The organism is Sphingobacteriales bacterium, from assembly GCA_016706405.1.
Taxonomy (GTDB): Bacteria; Bacteroidota; Bacteroidia; order Chitinophagales; family UBA2359; genus BJ6.
Genome location: JADJJT010000001.1, coordinates 219,242 through 237,077 on the forward strand (window position 1 = coordinate 219,242; position 17,836 = coordinate 237,077).

A 17,836-nucleotide genomic window follows, 5' to 3' on the forward strand; every position below is an offset into this window, starting at 1 on the left:
ATAAAGGCAAAGTTTTTTTTCCGGATATTGGTTTTCACATTAAACGTCTCCAAACAAAAAATTATCTAATATTGGCTTGAGAATTGTTGAAGCGGCAGACTTATGGTGCAAAAGTTAAATATATAAACAACTGTTGACCCTAGCACAAGTGTTTTACAGTAGTACTTCTGCCGTTATTTTGGCAATACCCTTGATATCGGTAGTGGTTCTTTCGGTCGTGTTGTTTTTCGTGTCGTGTTGTGCGTTTGTTTGGTGGTTTTTTTGCATTTTTAGTTTGGCTTTGTGCGGTTAGAAAAATGCAAATGTGCTACCAAAACCGTTGGCTGTCGTATCGTTCGTTAATTATCATTTCAAAAGTTTAATATTTTTGTTTGGTGTCTGTCTGCTTGGGTGCAAGTTTATACACTGTAGGAAATTTTGTATTGCCCTCAATTTTCGGAATTAAATTTCTCAATGCTTGATTAAAAATTCCGATTGCCCATTTTTTTCTGTCGGTAATGCGAAAAATAAAATCAACTTCGTCAGGTTTCCAAGTTGTTGGTGTGTTTGATTTTACGCCAAACGCTACGCCAATAATTATATTCCTAACATTGTCGTTTTTATCAATTACTTGTGCAACTACCAAAGTTTCTTTCAACGCTTCTTGCAATTTCTTGTCCGTTTTGTAACGCAAGATTTTTGCGGTGTCGTTTTCAATGACGGCTTGTCTGAACATTCCTTTACTTTCGTTTAGCAGCACATCAATTTTTGCGTTTTTACTTGGTGGCAAAGCAATAATGTCGGGATATTCACGAGGTTGTGCTTTTCCAAGTTTGGGATTGGGCAAAATTGCTCCGCCACCTTGCGAACCCGGATAAGAAATTGAAACAATTTTAAACTTGTTTGGAATTAAAACTCTGTGAGCAATCGCATACGTTACTTCATCTTCATCAACTTCGTTGCTTTCTTCAACAAGTGCGGAAGCACTTGTAAATTTTGTAGATGAAAAATAAGTTTTTAGTAAATCAAGCATTTCGCCTTTTCCGTTACCTAAAAGTTTTCGTCTGTCCCAAATAAGTTTAATTCCGTTGTGATTGAGATACATTCCGTCTAACAAAAACGCAATTGTAGCAACAACTTTGTTGTCCGAAATTTTGTTTTTGTGTTTTTCCCAAACCGATTGAAAGTTGATTGTTTCGTTTTGTGTTTTTGCACCTTTCGCAGCTTTAATCAACTCCTCTGTAAACCAACTTGGAACACCACCACTGTCTTTGGAAATCGCTTCTTTTAATTTGCTTCGTAGTGTTGCCAAACTATCCAAATCTTTTTTCAAAATTTCATTTCCTCTCGGACGAACCAAAGCGTAAATGCCGAAAATTTTGTGCGTTTTTGAAAACACAAACGAAATAAAATTCAAAATTCCCCTGTCAGGATCCATTGCGTGGCTGAAACGATTGATTTTTGCACCAACCCAATCTTTGTTTACGAAGTAACGCAACTTGTTTAAGTTGGTTGCTCTCCGGTTTTTCCACGTTTCCAATAATTCCTTTGCACCTGTTGCTTTATCAACTGCTTTACGATAAGTTTTGTAAGTTGTAGTTTGTTTTAATTCTTTGATTGAATTTTCAAACCAATTTTTCTCTGACTTCAAAAACGCTTTTACAATTGCTTGAATTGTGCTTTTTAAAATCGGAATTTCGGGTGGGCAAGATGGAAAATTTGGATTTCGTTGCAAAGTAAATTTGTTGTTTATTTCTGTTCCCCAGTCTGCAATAATGTAGCCTTCATAACCGAATTGGTCAATCAATATTTTGGGTGTTGAAAACGGGTTGTATTCTGCTCCGCCAAAAGCTTTTTCACTTTCTTTATATCCCGAAATTTTGATGTAAAAAGTTTCGGAAAGATACGATGCTGTCGCCCCATAGCTGCGTTGTAGTTCGTGGTCTTCCGTTTTTACGCATTCGGTAAATTCTATAATTGCTAACGGATATTCAATTCCGTTTTTTACTGCTATAATTAAAGCGTCTGGCGTAGTGAAAGACATTATTGAAAACAAAGCCCCACTTGGAAATTGGTTTGCCTTCTTTGGTCTTTTCACAAGTTTGATGTTCGTTCCTCTTGGAACAACTTCGCTAATCATTGGCAACAAATAATCATTGCCCTGTTCCAAACATTCGTAATAAAGCCTTATTTCATTCATTGTTTTAATCATCAATTAAACCAAATTGAAATTCATTGATTTTATAATCAACATTTTCTATTGGTAATATTTCGCCTATAAAGTCAAAACGCACTTTTAAGGCTTCTTTAATTTCGTTAATAGAAGAAAAAATGCCTGCGGGATTAGCAACACCATTGCTTAACCAAGACAACAAATAAACTTTTGATAGTGTATCCATAATTTTAAACTTTTTGTAAAATAATTAAATGTTCTTTTTTGCCTTTTTGGGCGTAAGTAGGATTAAAAATTCTTGAATGTTTTGACAAATCGGAAGATAAAATTTCATTCACTTTAAATCCGATTTTCGGTGCAAAGTCGGAAATTTCTCTTTCAATTTTTATCAATTCCTTTTTTATTACACTGTCGCCAATTACGATAAACGCAAAATGATTTGGTTTCAAAACTCTTTGCATTTCTGCAAAACATTTTATCAAATCTTCATTCCATTTTTCTTTTTTCTCTTTTAAACTTGAATACTCACGCCTTGAACCAATCTCATTGTATTGTGCAAATTTTACGTCAAGGTCAAGCCAACGTTTGCGGAATTTGTGATACAAATAGTAATCATAAGTGTTTGCATAAGGTGGTGATGTAATAATAATGTCAATGGAATTGTCAGGAATAAAATCTAAATTTCTACTATCTGCATTGTGTAAATGCAATTCTGTCGTATCGTGAACAAGCTCTGAAAATTCAGCCATTCGGGAATTATATTCTTTTGCTTTTTTACAAAATGTGTCAAGAGTGTAGCCGTTAGTAATATTTTTTTCAATGGCTGCAAATCTTGTATCGCTGTCTTGATTAGAAACTCTTACAATGATTGAAGACAAAACAATTTTCAAAAAATTCTCAATATCGGTATCTGTTTGTTCTGAGATTTCGTTAAGCAAAAAAGTTATTTCTTCCGAAACATTAGATTGAAACCAGTGCTCTTGCCCCTCAATTTCTTTAATTTTTATTTTTGGTCTTTTTTCAGATTTCCATTTCGGAATTTCGTTTTCAATTTTTGAAATAAACTCTTTTACCATTGAAAATTGTTGCTTGGTTAATGGTGTGGCTTTCACTTGTGAAAGCAAAACAGAAAGCCCATTTACATCAACACCGATTGCGTTTGCTCCAAAAATTCTTGCTTCAACCAACGTAGTTCCCGAACCGCAAAAAGGGTCAAGAACAGTTTGTCCTTTGAAAGCATAATCTTTCAAAATTTTTTTCGGTAGTTGTGGCGGAAACTTTGCAGGGTAAGGGTGCAAAGAATGTGTTAGATACGAAGTATCCTCGCCATTAAAACTAAACTGTGTTTCTCTTGTTTGTGGCATCATTATTTCGGCTTTCTAAATACTACAATAAATGAACAATTTTGATTTACATAAAATACGCTTGGATAGCCAAGCAACACTAATCTTCGTTGCCCTGTTTGGTCCCAAACTATTAAATCTTGATACAACCAACCCGATTCTTCTCCAACTCTTGCAAGGTCGGAGTGAAAAGGAATGTAAGGAATTTTGTTTTTTGTATCTCTGTAATCTTTCACAACCCAACACGAATAACCACCTGCTTTTGTAATTTCTAAATTGTCTTTGAGAATTTTTTTGATGCCTTTTAAAAAATCCTTGTATGGCAAATTACCAAAATCGTTTTCGTGTTCGCTGTATTGTTTTACAGTGCTGTTATTTTCGTGTTTGATAATTGATGTTTTATGAACCGTTGCACGGTCTTTCAAAGATTTTTGAATAAAGTCTGCATAAGGTGGCGAAGTAACTGTAAGTTGAATTTTGTCTTTGCGAATATGTGTTAGCATATTTCGGCAATCGTCATTTATTATTTTATAGTGGTGGTTGTTTGCAAAAAGTCCTTGCACATCGTCAAGCCATTGTTGGGCAATGTTTGCGAATTTTGGATTGAGTTCTGTCCCAACTCCGTGTCTATTCAATCCTTGAGCTGCGATAATTGTAGAGCCAATTCCCAAAAACGGGTCAAATACTGTGTCGCCCTCTGCCGAATACATTTTAATTAGTCGTTCCGCAAGTTTTACCGGATAAACTGCTCCGTGTTCAAGTTGGTATTTATTTCTTGGCGATGAAAGGTCGTTCCAAACAGGATTTAAAACGTCATCTTCGCACACAACATTTTTTGAAAGCAAAGCCCATTCACTTGGTGTTAGTCCATTAAAACCAAGCTTGGTTTTCTTTTCTTCTTTTTCAATTTCTCGTTTAACCAAATAGGGTGATTGTGGTTCTGCAACTATGTTCGTTTTATGTTCTTCATGAATTTTTTCAACGAAATTGTCCCAAATATCATTTTTAATTATTCGTCTTGCCCCCCCAATTTTTACAGATGGAATAACTTCTTTTGAAATGTATCGTTTGACAGAAATTTCCGAAACTTTCAGCAATTCGGCTGCTTCTTTTATAGTCAAAAGTTCTTCTCCATGTTCTGCTATTGCTTTTTTGTAAGCCATATTTTGTTGTTTTTATAAAAGTATCAAATAGTATCACAAAGATAATACAATGATACAAATTGATACAAATTTTTTACAAAAATTTTAAATAAATTTAGGGCGTGGAGGGTTTTGGTGCTGTTGGGGCAAAATTAAATGGGGTGAAATAGCGTTGGCTTTAAGTGTTTGCTTGCAACTCGTATAATTTTGTTACAAATAGCTAATCGGTTTTGCCGCAAGTTGTCAGGTGCTCAATTGTCTATTCAAAATTTTGATATGAGAACAGTCGCATACCACACCCAATATCACCTGTTTTGCTTTGGGTTATTGCGCTTTTGCGGTATAAATTATTTAAACTGCCGTTTTGCTACTGCATTCGTAAGGCTAATTTTGCAAGCTAAAATAAAGCTGTATGGGTATAGCCTTGTTAGCCTGTGTCAAAAAAATTGTAACTTTGCCATACATTATATAATATGTAGTGTAACTTTTAGTACCTAAACTTATTAACTGGTTTTGGAAGCGTTGTCAGATGTGCCTTTAGGATGGGCGTTTAGCCCTAATTTGTCCTATCATTTACCTATAAATTTAGCTTGGTTTTACTACTATATTTGGCCCGGATGGTGGATTGCCGCTTTGGTGCTGCTGCTGTTTAGTACTGCCCTTGCTTTTGCCGAAATTGCATTTTTTGGCCTCTCGCCCTATGTGCTTAGGCAACTGCGCAAAGAGCCAACCGCCGAAAACGAAACTTTGCGCTTGCTGCTTGAAAAGCCCTACCGCCTTTTAGCTAATTTGTTGCTTGCGCAGTACCTTTGTAATGCCGCTTTTGCTGTGTTGTTGTTCGAGGCGTTAGCCCTTTCAAATCCTTTACCTTTAAATTGGTATAATTGGGTGCTTTATGGCCTTATTGTGGCCGCTTTATTGGCATTGTTTACTAAACTATTGCCTCGGCTGTTAGCTGCCAACCAATCGGTACATTTGCGTTTGGCGCAGGCGGCAGCCAATCCGGTATTAGTAGTTAGCAAAATTTTATTGCCTTTTGCTGCCCTGCTCGAAAAAGCCATGCAGTGGGCCGAACTTCGAATTAATAACGCAATGGCCAACGAACCTTTAGACATTGATTCAACCTTAGACCGCGTTGCCGGAAGCGAAAACGTAAACCCGCAAAATATTAATTTACTAAAGGGTTTGGTAACCTTTAACGATATTTATGTGGCACAAATAATGCGGACACGTACCGAAATGTTTGCCCTTGATACCAACCTTAATTTTGAAGCGCTGCTGGCCGAAGTTGTGGACAATAGCTACTCGCGAATTCCCGTTTACACCCAAAGCCTTGACCATGTTACCGGCATTTTATACGCCAAAGCGCTGCTCGACCACCTGTCCGAGCCTCCCGACTTTAATTGGCATGTCTTGTTGCGCCCTCCGTTTTTTGTACCCGAAACTCAAAAAATAGCCGACCTGCTGCGTCAAATGCAACGAAACCATATTCATATTGCCATTGTAATAAACGAATATGGTATTACTTCGGGCTTGCTAACCCTCGAAGATATTTTAGAGGAAATTGTAGGCGATATAAACGACGAATTTGACGTGGCCGAAATTAAACACAAACAAATAGACAGCAACACCTTCGTTTTTGAAGCCAAAACTTCGCTGCAAGATGCCGCCCGAATTATGAATATTGATAGAGCCGAGTTTGACGACTTGGGAGGCGACTATGAATCGGTAGCGGGCTTGGTACTGCAATTAGCCGGATACCTGCCCGAACCCAACGAAACGTTTACCTACAAACAATTTAAATTTACCGTTTTAGAAAAATCTGAAACCCGAATTTTGCGCCTTAAAATTAAGATAAAAACGGCTAAATAATTAGCCGTTATCTTTTCTTTTTAAGGCAAGCCAAGCCATAGTTTTTACAGTAAAAACCCATTTATGAAAAACCGTTTCCTTGTTTTATGTATATTTTTTTTAATGGCCACCGCTATTGCCAGGGCGCAGGTAATTACGGTACAACCCGCTTTTCCAACTGCCAATGATGCCGTTGTAATAGTTTTTGATGCCAGTAAAGGCAGCGCCGGACTTAAAAATTATTCCGGAACCATATATGCACATACCGGCGTAATTACTAACAAAAGTGTTAATAACAGCGATTGGAAGTACGTTAAAACCTCGTGGGGGCAAAATACACCCGCTACCCAGCTAAAGAGTATTGGCAGCAATTTATGGCAGCTAATTATTGAACCCGATTTGCGCACCTATTACGGCGTACCCGCCTCGGAAGATATTTTGCAAATTGCCTTGGTTTTTAGAAGCGGCGAATTGGTAGGCAACGGCTATTTAGAGGGCAAAGGAGATGGCGGTACCGATATTTTTTATCAGGTTGAGCAAAACGCTAAGTTAAGCGTAAAAATTACCGCCCCTTATGCCCAGCCTACAATTGTTGAGCCAAATACCACCATTAATTTAAGTGCCAGCGCCTCGTTTGCAAACAATTTGCAGCTATTTTTAAACGGCAACCTGCTTGACAAAACCACAAACAATACCCTAGCCCAAACTTATGCCGCCGCCGAAAACTACGGACTACACTGGTTAAAGGCTGTTGCCCAAAACGATACCGCTACCGTAACCGACAGCATCTCGTTTTACGTGCGCCCACCTGTTGCCAACGAAGCCATGCCCGCCGGCCTTCATCAAGGGGTAAACTACCTAACCGATACAAGCGTAGCTTTAGTACTTTATGCGCCCTACAAAAACCATGTTTTTGCCATTGGCGAGTTTAATAACTGGGTAGCAAGCGATTATAACTATATGAAACGCCACACCGACGGGTTTACCTGGTGGACAATTTTAACCAATTTAACGCCCCAACAAGCCTACGGCTACCAATTTTTAATTGACGGAAACCTGCGCGTTGCCGACCCTTATGCACAAATGATTTTAGATAAATGGAACGATGGCGCCATTGATGCAGCAATCTATCCGGATTTAAAACCGTATAATTTTACCAAAACATCCGGATTAGTTAGCGTGTTACAAACCGCACAACCCGTCTATAATTGGTTGTATCCCAATTTTAAGCCCAAAAATCCACAAAATATGGTGGCTTACGAACTGCTAACCCGCGATTTTACCACCGAACGCTCGTTTAAAGCTATTGAAGACACCCTCAACTATCTGCAAAACTTAGGTGTTACGGCCATCGAACTAATGCCGGTTATGGAGTTTGAAGGCAACGATAGCTGGGGCTATAATGCCTCGTATTTTATGGCTTTAGATAAGGCTTACGGCACACCCAACGCTTTTAAAAAATTAATAGATGCCTGCCACCAGCGCGGTATAGCTGTAATTTTAGATATTGTGGTAAACCATGCTTTTGGGCAAAGTTCGCTGGCGCAAATGTGGTACAACGGCGATAAACCCGCCAATAACAACCCCTATTTTAACGTTACTCCCAAACATGATTTTAACGTGGGGAACGATTTTAACCACGAAAACAACTGCACAGTTACCTATTTTGAGGCGGTTTTAACCCACTGGCTCACCGAGTTTAAAGTGGATGGGTTTAGGTTTGATTTAAGCAAAGGATTGACTCAAAAAAATACCTTGGGCAATTTAAACGAATGGGCTAAATATGACGAATCCCGGATAAAAATTTTGCAAAACTACGCCGATACTTGCTGGGCAATAAACCCCAGTGCTATATTAATTTTAGAACATTTTGCCGAAAACAAAGAAGAAAAAGCCTTGGCCGAGTACGGTTTTTACTTGTGGGGCAATATGAACAGCCCTTACAACGAAGCGACAATGGGCTATAATAACAGCGGCAAAAGCGACCTTGCCTGGGCTTACTATGGGCAGCGCGGCTGGGCTAACCCCAATTTAGTTACCTACATGGAAAGCCACGACGAAGAACGGCTAATGTATAAAAACTTACAATACGGGGCAATTTCAGGAAACTACTCGGCTAAGGAAATTGGCACGGCATTAGCACGTATGGAGGCCGCAGCAAGTTTATTTATGGCCATTCCGGGACCAAAAATGATATGGCAATTTGGCGAGCTGGGCTACGATTATAGCATTGAATACGATTGCAAACTTTGCCCTAAACCCGTAAAATGGGATTATTTTGCTGAACCAAAACGTAACCGCTTGTACCAGGTGTTTGCCGCCCTTAACCATTTGCGCCAAACCGAACCGGCATTTAGCCCCGAAGCTACCGTGCAGCAAAGTGTTTCGGGGGCATTAAAGCGCATCAATTTAAACCACGCAAGTATGGATGTGGTGGTAATAGGCAATTTTGATATAAAAGTGGGCAATATTGTTCCTAATTTTAACCAAACAGGCATCTGGTACGACTATTTTACCGGCACAACTATAAACGTAACCGATTTAACGGCTACTATAACCTTAAATCCGGGCGAATACCATATTTATACCACTAAAGCTTTGCCCGTTCCGGAGATTAGTACCGGCATAACCATTTTTCCGGATAAAAATAAGGATGTCGCTTTGGGCATCTGCCCATGTACTTTGCAAATATCAAACAACAATAATAGAGCGTGGGAGTTGCAAACATCGGCATACTTGCCTACAAAACCTATATTTGCAAAACTACAAATATATAACCAATTAGGGCAAACAGTTTTTAGCCAAAACTTACAATTACAACAAAATACAAGTACTGCTTTAAACAATATTGAGTTGCCCGCCAATGGTTTTTATACTTATGCAATATTTGCCGCAGAGAATAATTTTCGGTGTAGCGGCCAATTTTTTATTTGGGGCGCCGGACAGTAATTTACAACAAAAACCTAATAATAAAGGGTAGCACTACGAATGGGGGATTATCCATCGGAGAAATAAATAAATCAATCGCCAGAGGTATCGCTGTAGGGGGTTTTGTTGCTACCGTCTGTGGTGGTGCGCGATATAGATTCGCGCATATTGGTATCGGCTTTTAGGTTTTGCAGGCGATAAAAATCAAGTGCACCAAGTTGGCCTTTTCGCAGGGCTTCGGCCATTGCCAGCGGCAGTTCGGCTTCGGCCTGTATTACGTTGGCACGGGCTTCTTGGGCTTTTGCTTTCATTTGCTGTTCTAAGGCTATGGCTTCTAAGCGCTTTTTTCGGCTTGTGTTTCGGCTTCTAAGCGGGCTACTGCATCGGCTTCGCGGCGAAGGCGGGTGCCTATATTATCGCCCACTTTAACGGTTGCAATGTCTATTGATAAAATTTTGTATCCGGTATTTTTATCACAAAAATAATCGCGCTCAACAGCATCGGCAATAACTTCAGGGCTTTCAAGTACAGTGCTGTGGCGCTCGCTCGAGCCTATTTCGCTTACGATACCTTCGGCAACCCTGGCAATAATGGTTTCTTCGCCCGGCGCGCCTAAAAAGCGGGTAAGTTCCGCGCGGATAGTAACTTTTGCTTCTGTGTTTAGCTCAATACCATCTTTGGCAACCCCTCGCACTGTTGTAGTCAAAACTACTTTTGGTTTAATGGCTGTTTGCACTACTTCCAACACATTATGCCCGGCTAAATCAATGGCTTTTAGTATTTCAAATAAGCGTAGCTGCGCTTGGTATTCGGTAGGCAAACTAAATTGTTGTTGAATTTGCCCTATAATATTAGCACTTTTTGCTGCCACCATAGCACTTACCACTTTATCTACGTCTCCTTTTGCCTGGTGGTGACTTTCTAAAGAAGAGCTGGTTATTTCATTTAATCCGGCTTGTTTTGCAGTAATAAGGCTTCGCACTATTTTATCGGGCGGTACGCCTCTAATACGCATACTTAACATACGCAGCGGCGAAATATTTACCCCCGACATAAATGCTGCCAGCCACAAACCCATAGGAACATAATAAAAAAGCACAAACACAGCTAAGGCAATAAGCAAAATGGGTAGGCCATAAGCAAGTAGTAAATTAACAATATTATCCATGGGTTTATGTTAGAAATGTTAACGTTTAGGAAGTAAACAAAAAATTATAGAACCCCTACTTCGTTTTCGACTAAAACAGTGCCATCGGGGGCAATTTGGTGTAAGCCCACGGTGGTGATTTCGTTTACTAAAAGTGGGTCGTAAGGGGTGGTTATTTTAATATAATTGTCGGTAAAGCCGTTCATGGTTTGGCCGTCTGTTTCGGCCTCGAAAAGTACCGGGCGAGTTGTTTTAAGGTGTTGTTCATAAAAAAAGCGGCGTTTTTTGTCGCTTAAAATATGCAACATTTGGCTGCGTTGCTGGCGTTGGCTGGCGGGCACTACCGGTTTTAAGGTTAGTGCGTGGGTATTGGGGCGCTCGCTGTAGGTAAACACGTGTAAATACGATACGTCTAACTCGTTAATAAAATTATAGGTATCTAAAAAATGTGCTTGTGTTTCGCCGGGGTGGCCAACAATTACGTCTGCCCCAATGCAGGCGTGTGGCATTTGTTGTTTAATGCGGGCTACTCGCTGCGCATAAAGCTCGCGTTGGTAGCGGCGGCGCATAAATTGCAAGATTTGGTTGTTACCTGCTTGTAGCGGAACATGAAAATGAGGCATAAAGCACCGCGATTCAGCTACAAAATCAATAATTTCGTCGGTTAATAAATTGGGTTCAATAGAAGATATCCGGATGCGTGGAACCGGCGCTTCGGCATCTAAAGTTTTAATTAAATCGAAAAAATTAGAGGACAATACTGCGGCCTCATCCGGATTTCCGGAAAAAACAGCATGGCCATAATCTCCAATATTTACACCGGTAAGCACAATTTCTTGTACGCCCATTGCGGCAATTTCGTGGGCATTTTTAATAATATTAGCTACCGAGTCGCTGCGGCTGCTGCCACGTGCTAAGGGTATGGTACAAAAGGCGCATTTATAATTGCACCCGTCTTGTATTTTTAAAAATGAGCGGGTGCGTTCGCCAATCGAAAAGGCATCGACAAAAAAATTAGCTTCGGTTATATGGCCTGCTACGGCGCGGCCTTGCCCTTTTGGTTGTTTGGTTAAGGTAGTTAAATGAGCAGGCAAGTTAAATTTTTCGGCGGCGCCCAAAACCAAATCAACCCCTTCAATTTGGGTAATTTCGGTAGGTTTTAGCTGGGCGTAACAGCCTATCACTACTATAAAGGCGTTGGGGTTGTATTTAAGCGCTTCGCGCACTACTTTTCGGCATTTTTTATCGGCATTATCGGTTACCGAACAAGTGTTAATTACATATACATTGGCCGCCTCATGAAAAGCAGCAATTTGAAAACCCGCCTGGTTAACCAACCGTCCTAACGACGAGGTTTCGCTGTAATTTAGCTTACAGCCCAAAGTGTAAAAAGCTATGGTTTTATGTTGGTTGGCAGTGTGCATAGTAGTAGGCACAAAAATACGGTAATTTTGGTGGTAGCAAACCATTAAGGGCGGCTATGCAGGCAAAAAAAGCGTATCTTTGTTTGTTTTTTATAAAAAAACCGGGCAAAAGCCACTATGAAGCCTAAAACTGATAATTTAAAGCCAATAGCAATCGGAATTTTTGGTGTAGGACACTTAGGCAAAATACACGTTAAGTTATTGAAAGAAATGCCGCAGTGGTTCCGGATATCCGGATTTTACGACCCCGATGAATCGGCTTCACAATATGCAAGCCGCGAGTTGGGGCTACACGGCTTTAATCATCCACTTGAATTAGTACAAGCTGTTGATGTCGTTTTAGTGGCATCTCCTACGGCTACACATTTTGACCTGGCTTTGCTATCCATTGAAAACAATAAACATGTTTTTATTGAAAAACCGGTGTGCGCCAACGAAACACAAGCCGCCGCTTTGTTGCAGGCAACCGAGGGTAAAAACTTAGTAATTCAGGTGGGGCATGTTGAGCGGTTTAACCCCGTATTTACTGCGTTGATGCCGCATTTGGGCAGTTTTAAACCCCAAAAAATGGTGGCGCAGCGCATTGCCCCCTTTACTCCGCGTGGTGCCGACGTTTCGGTAGTGCATGATTTAATGATTCACGATTTAGACCTTGCCTTTGCCATAGCGGGTAAAACAGCCGAGGTGGTGTTTATTGAGGCCACCGGCGAGGCCGTAGTAACGCCCACCCTTGACATAGCTCATGTACGTTTAATTTTTGATACCGGTTTTGAAGTCAACCTCGAAGCCAACCGATGTGCCCAGCACCGCGTTAGGGGTTTTAAATTAATGGATAACCAAACTTGTTTTAAGGCCGATCTACTGCATCAAAAATTGAGTTACTGGCATTTAACCGGTAAAAAACCAAATACGCATACCCCGGTTGAAGTAAAAATTACCAACCACAATGCTATTGCCCAAGAGTTAACGGCTTTTGCCTGCGCTATTGCCAACCAACACGAGCCGCCTTTGGTCAATTTGGCAACTGCCTATAAGGCAATGCACCTTTCAGACCAAATTTGCCAAATAATTTCGCAACAAAACCAAGTGCAACCATTGGTGTACAATTAACGTTTAATAATATTCTAATAGCAATAATAACTGAATAAAATGCTTGAAACCAACCAAAAAGTCTTTGAAGATGTAAAGGGAAGATACTATTTTGCCCCTATTAAAAAGAATTTTGAGCAAAAAGTGAAAGAGGTAGGAGCAGAAAAAGCCATCTCGTGTTTGACGGATATAATGCAAAAATCAACTGCGGAAGTTGAGAAAATTATCCAAAAACGTATCAAAAGTGGCGAAATAAATGACGCTTCACAGACGAGAAAAGCGGTTGCAGGAAATGGTTTTCAATGTTTAGTGGCTTATGCGTTAATTTATTTGCAGAATGAAGGTTTGATAAACAAAGATTTGGTGATAACACTTAAACCCAAAAAACATAAACTCATAGAAGATTACGCCACGATACAAGTAGGCGATGACGTTCAAAAACCAGATGTGGATTTGATGATATACCACAACAAAAAATTAGAAAAAGCACCTGTATTAATTTTCTCAATGAAAACATCTTTGAGAGAAAGAGTGGGGCAAACCTACAAATGGAAACTTTTAATGGACATTGCAACATCAAAGGACTGTATGCAAATCAAACAAAAATACGGTTTGAGTTTTGAAGTAAAAGCGGATTTTAGGGTAGGTTTCATCACGACTAATTTTTATGACGAAATTACGCAACCGCAGCAAATAGGAATGTTGAATTTCTTTGATTTTGTGTATCTTACCAAATCGGGTAAGTTCAAATCGCCTATCAACGAGTTTTCAAAAATTGTATCAGACCTCAAAACACTTTACAAATGATACTAACCGAGAAAAAATATACAGATTTTTCGTGGGACTTTGTAGGGGCAAATACCAAGCAATTTACGCATTGCTACCACAACTACCCCGCTATGATGATACCACAAATTGCAGAACGTATTTTGTCAAAATACGGTGAAGATAGTCATTTGCTTTTTGACCCTTATTGTGGTACAGGAACGAGTTTAGTAGAAGCCAATTTGAAAGGAATTAACGCTATTGGTACAGACTTAAACCCATTGGCAAGACTTATTGCAAAAACAAAAACGACCAAAATAAATCTACAAATTTTAGATTTGTATCTCAAAGATTTTAATGATTATATGTTTAGCTTGTTGTTTAATTTCAATACGGTAAGCGTAGTAGTTCCTGAAATAAAAAATATTGATTTTTGGTTTGATAGGGCAGTACAAGAAAAATTAGCTATTATTAAAACTTTCATTGACAAAATAGAAGAGCAAAGCATAAGCAATTTTTTTAAAATAGCATTTAGCGAAACCGTAAGAGAAAGTAGCTTTACACGCAATAGCGAGTTTAAACTTTTCAGAATGACCGCTGAACAGATGCAAAGATTCAATCCGGATGTATTTGGCTTAATGCAGAGCAAATTAGCTCGAAACCATAAAGGTCTAAATGCATTTTTAGGACAAGAAAAAAATGCAAATTCACAAATCTATGATTTTAATACAAGTAATGGAGTGCAGCATATTGAAAGTGAAAGTATTGATATTGTTGTAACTTCACCGCCTTATGGAGATAGCCGCACAACTGTTGCCTATGGGCAATTTTCACGACTTGCCAACGAATGGTTAGGTGTAGAAAATGCCAACCAAATTGACAATAACTTAATGGGTGGTAAAAGACAAAAAGAAGTTTGTAATTTTGACAGTTTGGCACTTAAAGAAAGCCTTGAAAAAATTGCATCGGCAGACGAAAAAAGAGCCAAAGAAGTTTCTTCGTTTTATTGCGACTATCAAAAGTCTATTGAAAACGTAGCCAAAACTATCAAAAAAGGTGGTTATGCTTGTTATGTCGTAGGGAATAGAAAAGTAAAAGGTGAAGTTTTGCCGACAGACGAAATAACCAAAGACTTTTTTGAAAATCAAGGTTTTTTACATATTGAAACTATTATTCGTAATATTCCTAATAAACGTATGCCAAGCAAAAATAGCCCTACAAACGAAACAGGAAAAAAAGACGAAACAATGAATAACGAGTATATTGTGATAATGCGAAAAGAATAAAAAAACAGCACAGGCAATTGCATTAAAAAAAAATTTAAGAACCCACCTGCCGCATATATTGTTATTTGATTTTACGAAATAACATAAATAATTTGCTGCACCGAAACTAAGACCATGCTAACCACAATACCATTTTTTATCCGGATAAAAAAAACACTGACCCCCGTTGCCTTTTTGTTGCTGCTGCTATTGCTAATTTTATGCCTGCCGCAATGTACGCCCAACGAAGACCCTCTGCCGGCGTATATAAAAATTGATTCTACCTTGTTTACCGCCGAACCCACACAAGGCACCGCCCAACAAAAAATAGAAGCGGTTTGGTTGTATAATAACAACGTATTACAAGGTGTTTACGAACTGCCAGCTACCATACCCATTATTGAAACCGGAAACCGCAATATTATTATCCAAGCTGCCGTAGCCAATAGTGGGCGCAACGACTGGCGACTGATTTACCCGTTTTTTACCGCTTGGGAAAACACCGTAAGTTTAACACCGCTTGAAACGGTTACCTTAACGCCAAATTTTACCTATAATAATTTTCCGACTTATTTTGATTTTTTGGGCGATTTTGAATTGGGTAACGATTTTCAAACACTTAATGATAGCGTGCCGCTTTTAATAACTGAAAATCCCAACGAAGTATTTGAAGGTAACCGAAGTGCCAAGCTAAGCCTAAACGCCGCAGCACCCCCAATTTGTAATTGCTACCATTGATAGCTACAATTTGCCCGCCGCCGGAAAACCTGTTTTTTTAGAATTACACTACCGTTGCGAAGCTCCTTTTCAAATATCCTTAATTTTTTTCCAAAAAACGGGCGATGTTGACAATTATCCGGTAATGTTTGTAAACGATAAACTTACTTGGAATAAAATTTATGCCAATATGGGTAACTCGGTTACTGATGTATTGGCTAATGGCGGTAAAAACATCCGGATAGCGATAACGGGCAACCTGCCTGATAGCCTATCAACTGCTAATTTTTATTTTGATAATATTAAATTAGTGCATCAAAACTAAGTCTTATGATGGTATTTTGTGTGTGTTTAAACTAACCATTTTTGCCAGCAGCCTTGTTGCTTTGCTAATATTGACGTGAGTTCGGAGATTTACTTAGTAAATTTTAGCAAGATCTACTTGAGGTTTATTGGGGTAAAACTGATAGGCTACCAAGCTAGCGACTATATGGACAAAAGCATTCTGTGGTTTTCTGTGTCTGGTATGTTCTAAGTCAAAAACCGAGGGTCAAAATATCATTAATGGCTTCAATCATAGGTCTTTTTTTCAATAAGAGCCTTTCTTCTAAGGACATTAGTCTGTTTTTCATATTCTTTTTGACTTTGGTAATTATTTTTAGTCCTTTTTCAAAAAAGTTGTTCCATAAGGTAGTCAAATAGCCTTTATCGCCAAACAATGTGCCTGATATTTTCTCTAATAGCTTGTTTAAGAGGTCTTTACTATTGTCTGCCACCTGTCCTGTAGTCAAAGCAAAGTCCACGATTTGTCCTTTGTGATTGACTATCAGGTGGAGCTTAAAGCCGAAAACCACCCCATAGAAGATTTTCCTTTCGAGGCGGTTTGAGCAAAAACTTTATGTTGCTTGGCTCGCAGCATGTCACAAACAGGTAGCGCTTTGGCATCTATGTAATAAATTCCTTTTTTTTCTGCTTGCTGGCAGGTTAATTTGGCTAAAATCGCCATAGGAAGAGCAACCCGTTCTATTAACTCTATAAAATAGTTGTAGGATGGGGCAGTAGGAAAATAGGTCTTTAAGTCATTCAAAACCAATGCTTTATAGTAATATTCAAAACATTTATAGCCCGAATAGTGGTAGAAAATCAGAATCGTAAGTATCTCACTTTCCGAAATTTTGGGCACACTACGAGGCCAGGCATTGTTTTACCTTCGCTAAGCCAATGCTGAGCAACCCATTGTTGCATCAGCAAACAGGCATTATCTACAAAAAAATAATTCAAATAACATGGACACATCAAATTTTGTATCTTTTGACTTCATAAAAACAGGGGGTAGTATTGTTTGCAGTTTTGGACACTACAAAGATAACTATGCTCCTGTTTTTATTCCTATCAACTATACTAATCCCCCTATTTTTTATAGCTTAGCTCCGAATTCACGTTAATATTGACAAGATACACTACCTTTGCTTTTTATTTATTAATTAATTAACTAATTATTGTAATTTAACACAAATCATGCCCTTTTTTAATCAGTTTTATAAAAAAGTTTTTTTATTGGGACTTGGCGTATTATTCATTTTTAGCGGCTGCGACCCCACCGCTACCACAGACGACACCTGCACCCTTAGTCTTAAATCGGTAACAATAAACCCCAGCACGGTTGCCGCCGGCGGCGATGTTTCAGCTACCCTTACCCTTTCGGGGACTGCCCTAACAAACGCCAACGACAATGTTATAAAAAGCTCAATTTCGGTTTACTTAGACAAAGATGGCAACCTAAATACTAACAGCGACCCTCAATTAGATGCCTTTGCCCCCGGCGCAATATCGGGAAGCGGGCAACTGTTTTTTGACCAAATTGTAATACCTTTTGGCACAAGTTCGGGAAGTTATAGCCTTACTTTTGTACTTGAGCCAGTAAGTTGTGGGTCGGGCAATTTATCATCGAGCGATAAAATATCGAAAAATGTTACCGTAAATTAACGAACTAAACAGGGCTGTGTTTAAGTA

15 protein-coding genes and 1 pseudogene are annotated in these 17,836 nt (G+C 39.1%); 8 read left to right on the plus strand and 8 right to left on the minus strand.

Annotated elements, in window-relative coordinates; all coding sequences use genetic code 11:
- Positions 1 to 358: 358 nt before the first annotated feature.
- The 4 genes from IPI59_00980 to IPI59_00995 are packed head-to-tail and all read right to left on the minus strand — an operon-like array spanning position 359 to position 4,658.
- Entirely contained in the window at positions 359 to 2,179 is a 1,821-nt protein-coding gene (locus IPI59_00980; protein MBK7526145.1) for a hypothetical protein, read from the minus strand.
- A 4-nt stretch (positions 2,180 to 2,183) separates the two neighbouring features.
- On the minus strand, positions 2,184 to 2,378 hold the full coding sequence (locus IPI59_00985) for a hypothetical protein (protein ID MBK7526146.1): 195 nt from the start codon (positions 2,376 to 2,378) through the stop codon (positions 2,184 to 2,186).
- A 4-nt stretch (positions 2,379 to 2,382) separates the two neighbouring features.
- The gene (locus IPI59_00990) at positions 2,383 to 3,519 is read right to left on the minus strand and encodes a hypothetical protein (GenBank protein ID MBK7526147.1); all 1,137 of its coding nucleotides are present in this window, start codon (positions 3,517 to 3,519) and stop codon (positions 2,383 to 2,385) included.
- Positions 3,519 to 4,658, minus strand: a complete 1,140-nt coding sequence (locus IPI59_00995; protein MBK7526148.1) for a helix-turn-helix domain-containing protein — start codon at positions 4,656 to 4,658, stop codon at positions 3,519 to 3,521. Before IPI59_00995 ends, IPI59_00990 begins: the two co-directional genes overlap by 1 nt.
- A gap of 492 nt (positions 4,659 to 5,150) precedes the next feature.
- On the opposite strand from IPI59_00995, the gene IPI59_01000 reads away from it, so the two are divergent.
- Positions 5,151 to 6,509: a DUF21 domain-containing protein gene (locus tag IPI59_01000; protein ID MBK7526149.1), complete on the plus strand. Its 1,359-nt coding sequence runs from the start codon at positions 5,151 to 5,153 to the stop codon at positions 6,507 to 6,509.
- 63 nt (positions 6,510 to 6,572) lie between these two features.
- The gene (locus IPI59_01005; GenBank protein MBK7526150.1) at positions 6,573 to 9,437 is read left to right on the plus strand and encodes a hypothetical protein; all 2,865 of its coding nucleotides are present in this window, start codon (positions 6,573 to 6,575) and stop codon (positions 9,435 to 9,437) included.
- A gap of 71 nt (positions 9,438 to 9,508) precedes the next feature.
- On the opposite strand, the pseudogene IPI59_01010 reads toward IPI59_01005, so the two are convergent.
- Positions 9,509 to 10,584 (minus strand): annotated as a pseudogene (locus tag IPI59_01010) (flotillin-like FloA family protein).
- Between the two features lie 44 nt (positions 10,585 to 10,628).
- Positions 10,629 to 11,987 (minus strand): tRNA (N(6)-L-threonylcarbamoyladenosine(37)-C(2))-methylthiotransferase MtaB, encoded by a 1,359-nt coding sequence (gene mtaB, locus IPI59_01015; protein ID MBK7526151.1) that lies wholly within the window; start codon positions 11,985 to 11,987, stop codon positions 10,629 to 10,631.
- 117 nt (positions 11,988 to 12,104) lie between these two features.
- Between mtaB and IPI59_01020 the strand changes: the two genes are divergently transcribed.
- From IPI59_01020 to IPI59_01040, 5 genes are all read left to right on the plus strand, one after another.
- Complete coding sequence (locus IPI59_01020; GenBank protein ID MBK7526152.1) at positions 12,105 to 13,097, plus strand: Gfo/Idh/MocA family oxidoreductase; 993 nt, start codon at positions 12,105 to 12,107, stop codon at positions 13,095 to 13,097.
- 39 nt (positions 13,098 to 13,136) lie between these two features.
- Entirely contained in the window at positions 13,137 to 13,883 is a 747-nt protein-coding gene (locus IPI59_01025; protein ID MBK7526153.1) for a hypothetical protein, read from the plus strand.
- Positions 13,880 to 15,127, plus strand: a complete 1,248-nt coding sequence (locus IPI59_01030; protein MBK7526154.1) for a DNA methyltransferase — start codon at positions 13,880 to 13,882, stop codon at positions 15,125 to 15,127. Before IPI59_01025 ends, IPI59_01030 begins: the two co-directional genes overlap by 4 nt.
- A 114-nt stretch (positions 15,128 to 15,241) precedes the next feature.
- On the plus strand, positions 15,242 to 15,844 hold the full coding sequence (locus IPI59_01035) for a hypothetical protein (protein ID MBK7526155.1): 603 nt from the start codon (positions 15,242 to 15,244) through the stop codon (positions 15,842 to 15,844).
- Between the two features lie 10 nt (positions 15,845 to 15,854).
- A complete protein-coding gene (locus IPI59_01040) occupies positions 15,855 to 16,148 on the plus strand; it encodes a hypothetical protein (protein ID MBK7526156.1) in 294 nt (97 codons plus the stop codon).
- Positions 16,149 to 16,359: 211 nt separating this feature from the next.
- Here the strand turns inward: IPI59_01040 and IPI59_01045 are convergent, their stop codons facing one another.
- Positions 16,360 to 16,677: a transposase gene (locus IPI59_01045; protein MBK7526157.1), complete on the minus strand. Its 318-nt coding sequence runs from the start codon at positions 16,675 to 16,677 to the stop codon at positions 16,360 to 16,362.
- Positions 16,650 to 17,006 carry a hypothetical protein gene (locus IPI59_01050; GenBank protein ID MBK7526158.1) on the minus strand — a complete coding sequence of 119 codons (357 nt, stop codon included), beginning with the start codon at positions 17,004 to 17,006 and terminating at the stop codon, positions 16,650 to 16,652. Before IPI59_01050 ends, IPI59_01045 begins: the two co-directional genes overlap by 28 nt.
- A 335-nt stretch (positions 17,007 to 17,341) precedes the next feature.
- On the opposite strand from IPI59_01050, the gene IPI59_01055 reads away from it, so the two are divergent.
- Positions 17,342 to 17,809 carry a hypothetical protein gene (locus IPI59_01055; protein ID MBK7526159.1) on the plus strand — a complete coding sequence of 156 codons (468 nt, stop codon included), beginning with the start codon at positions 17,342 to 17,344 and terminating at the stop codon, positions 17,807 to 17,809.
- Positions 17,810 to 17,836: the final 27 nt, after the last annotated feature.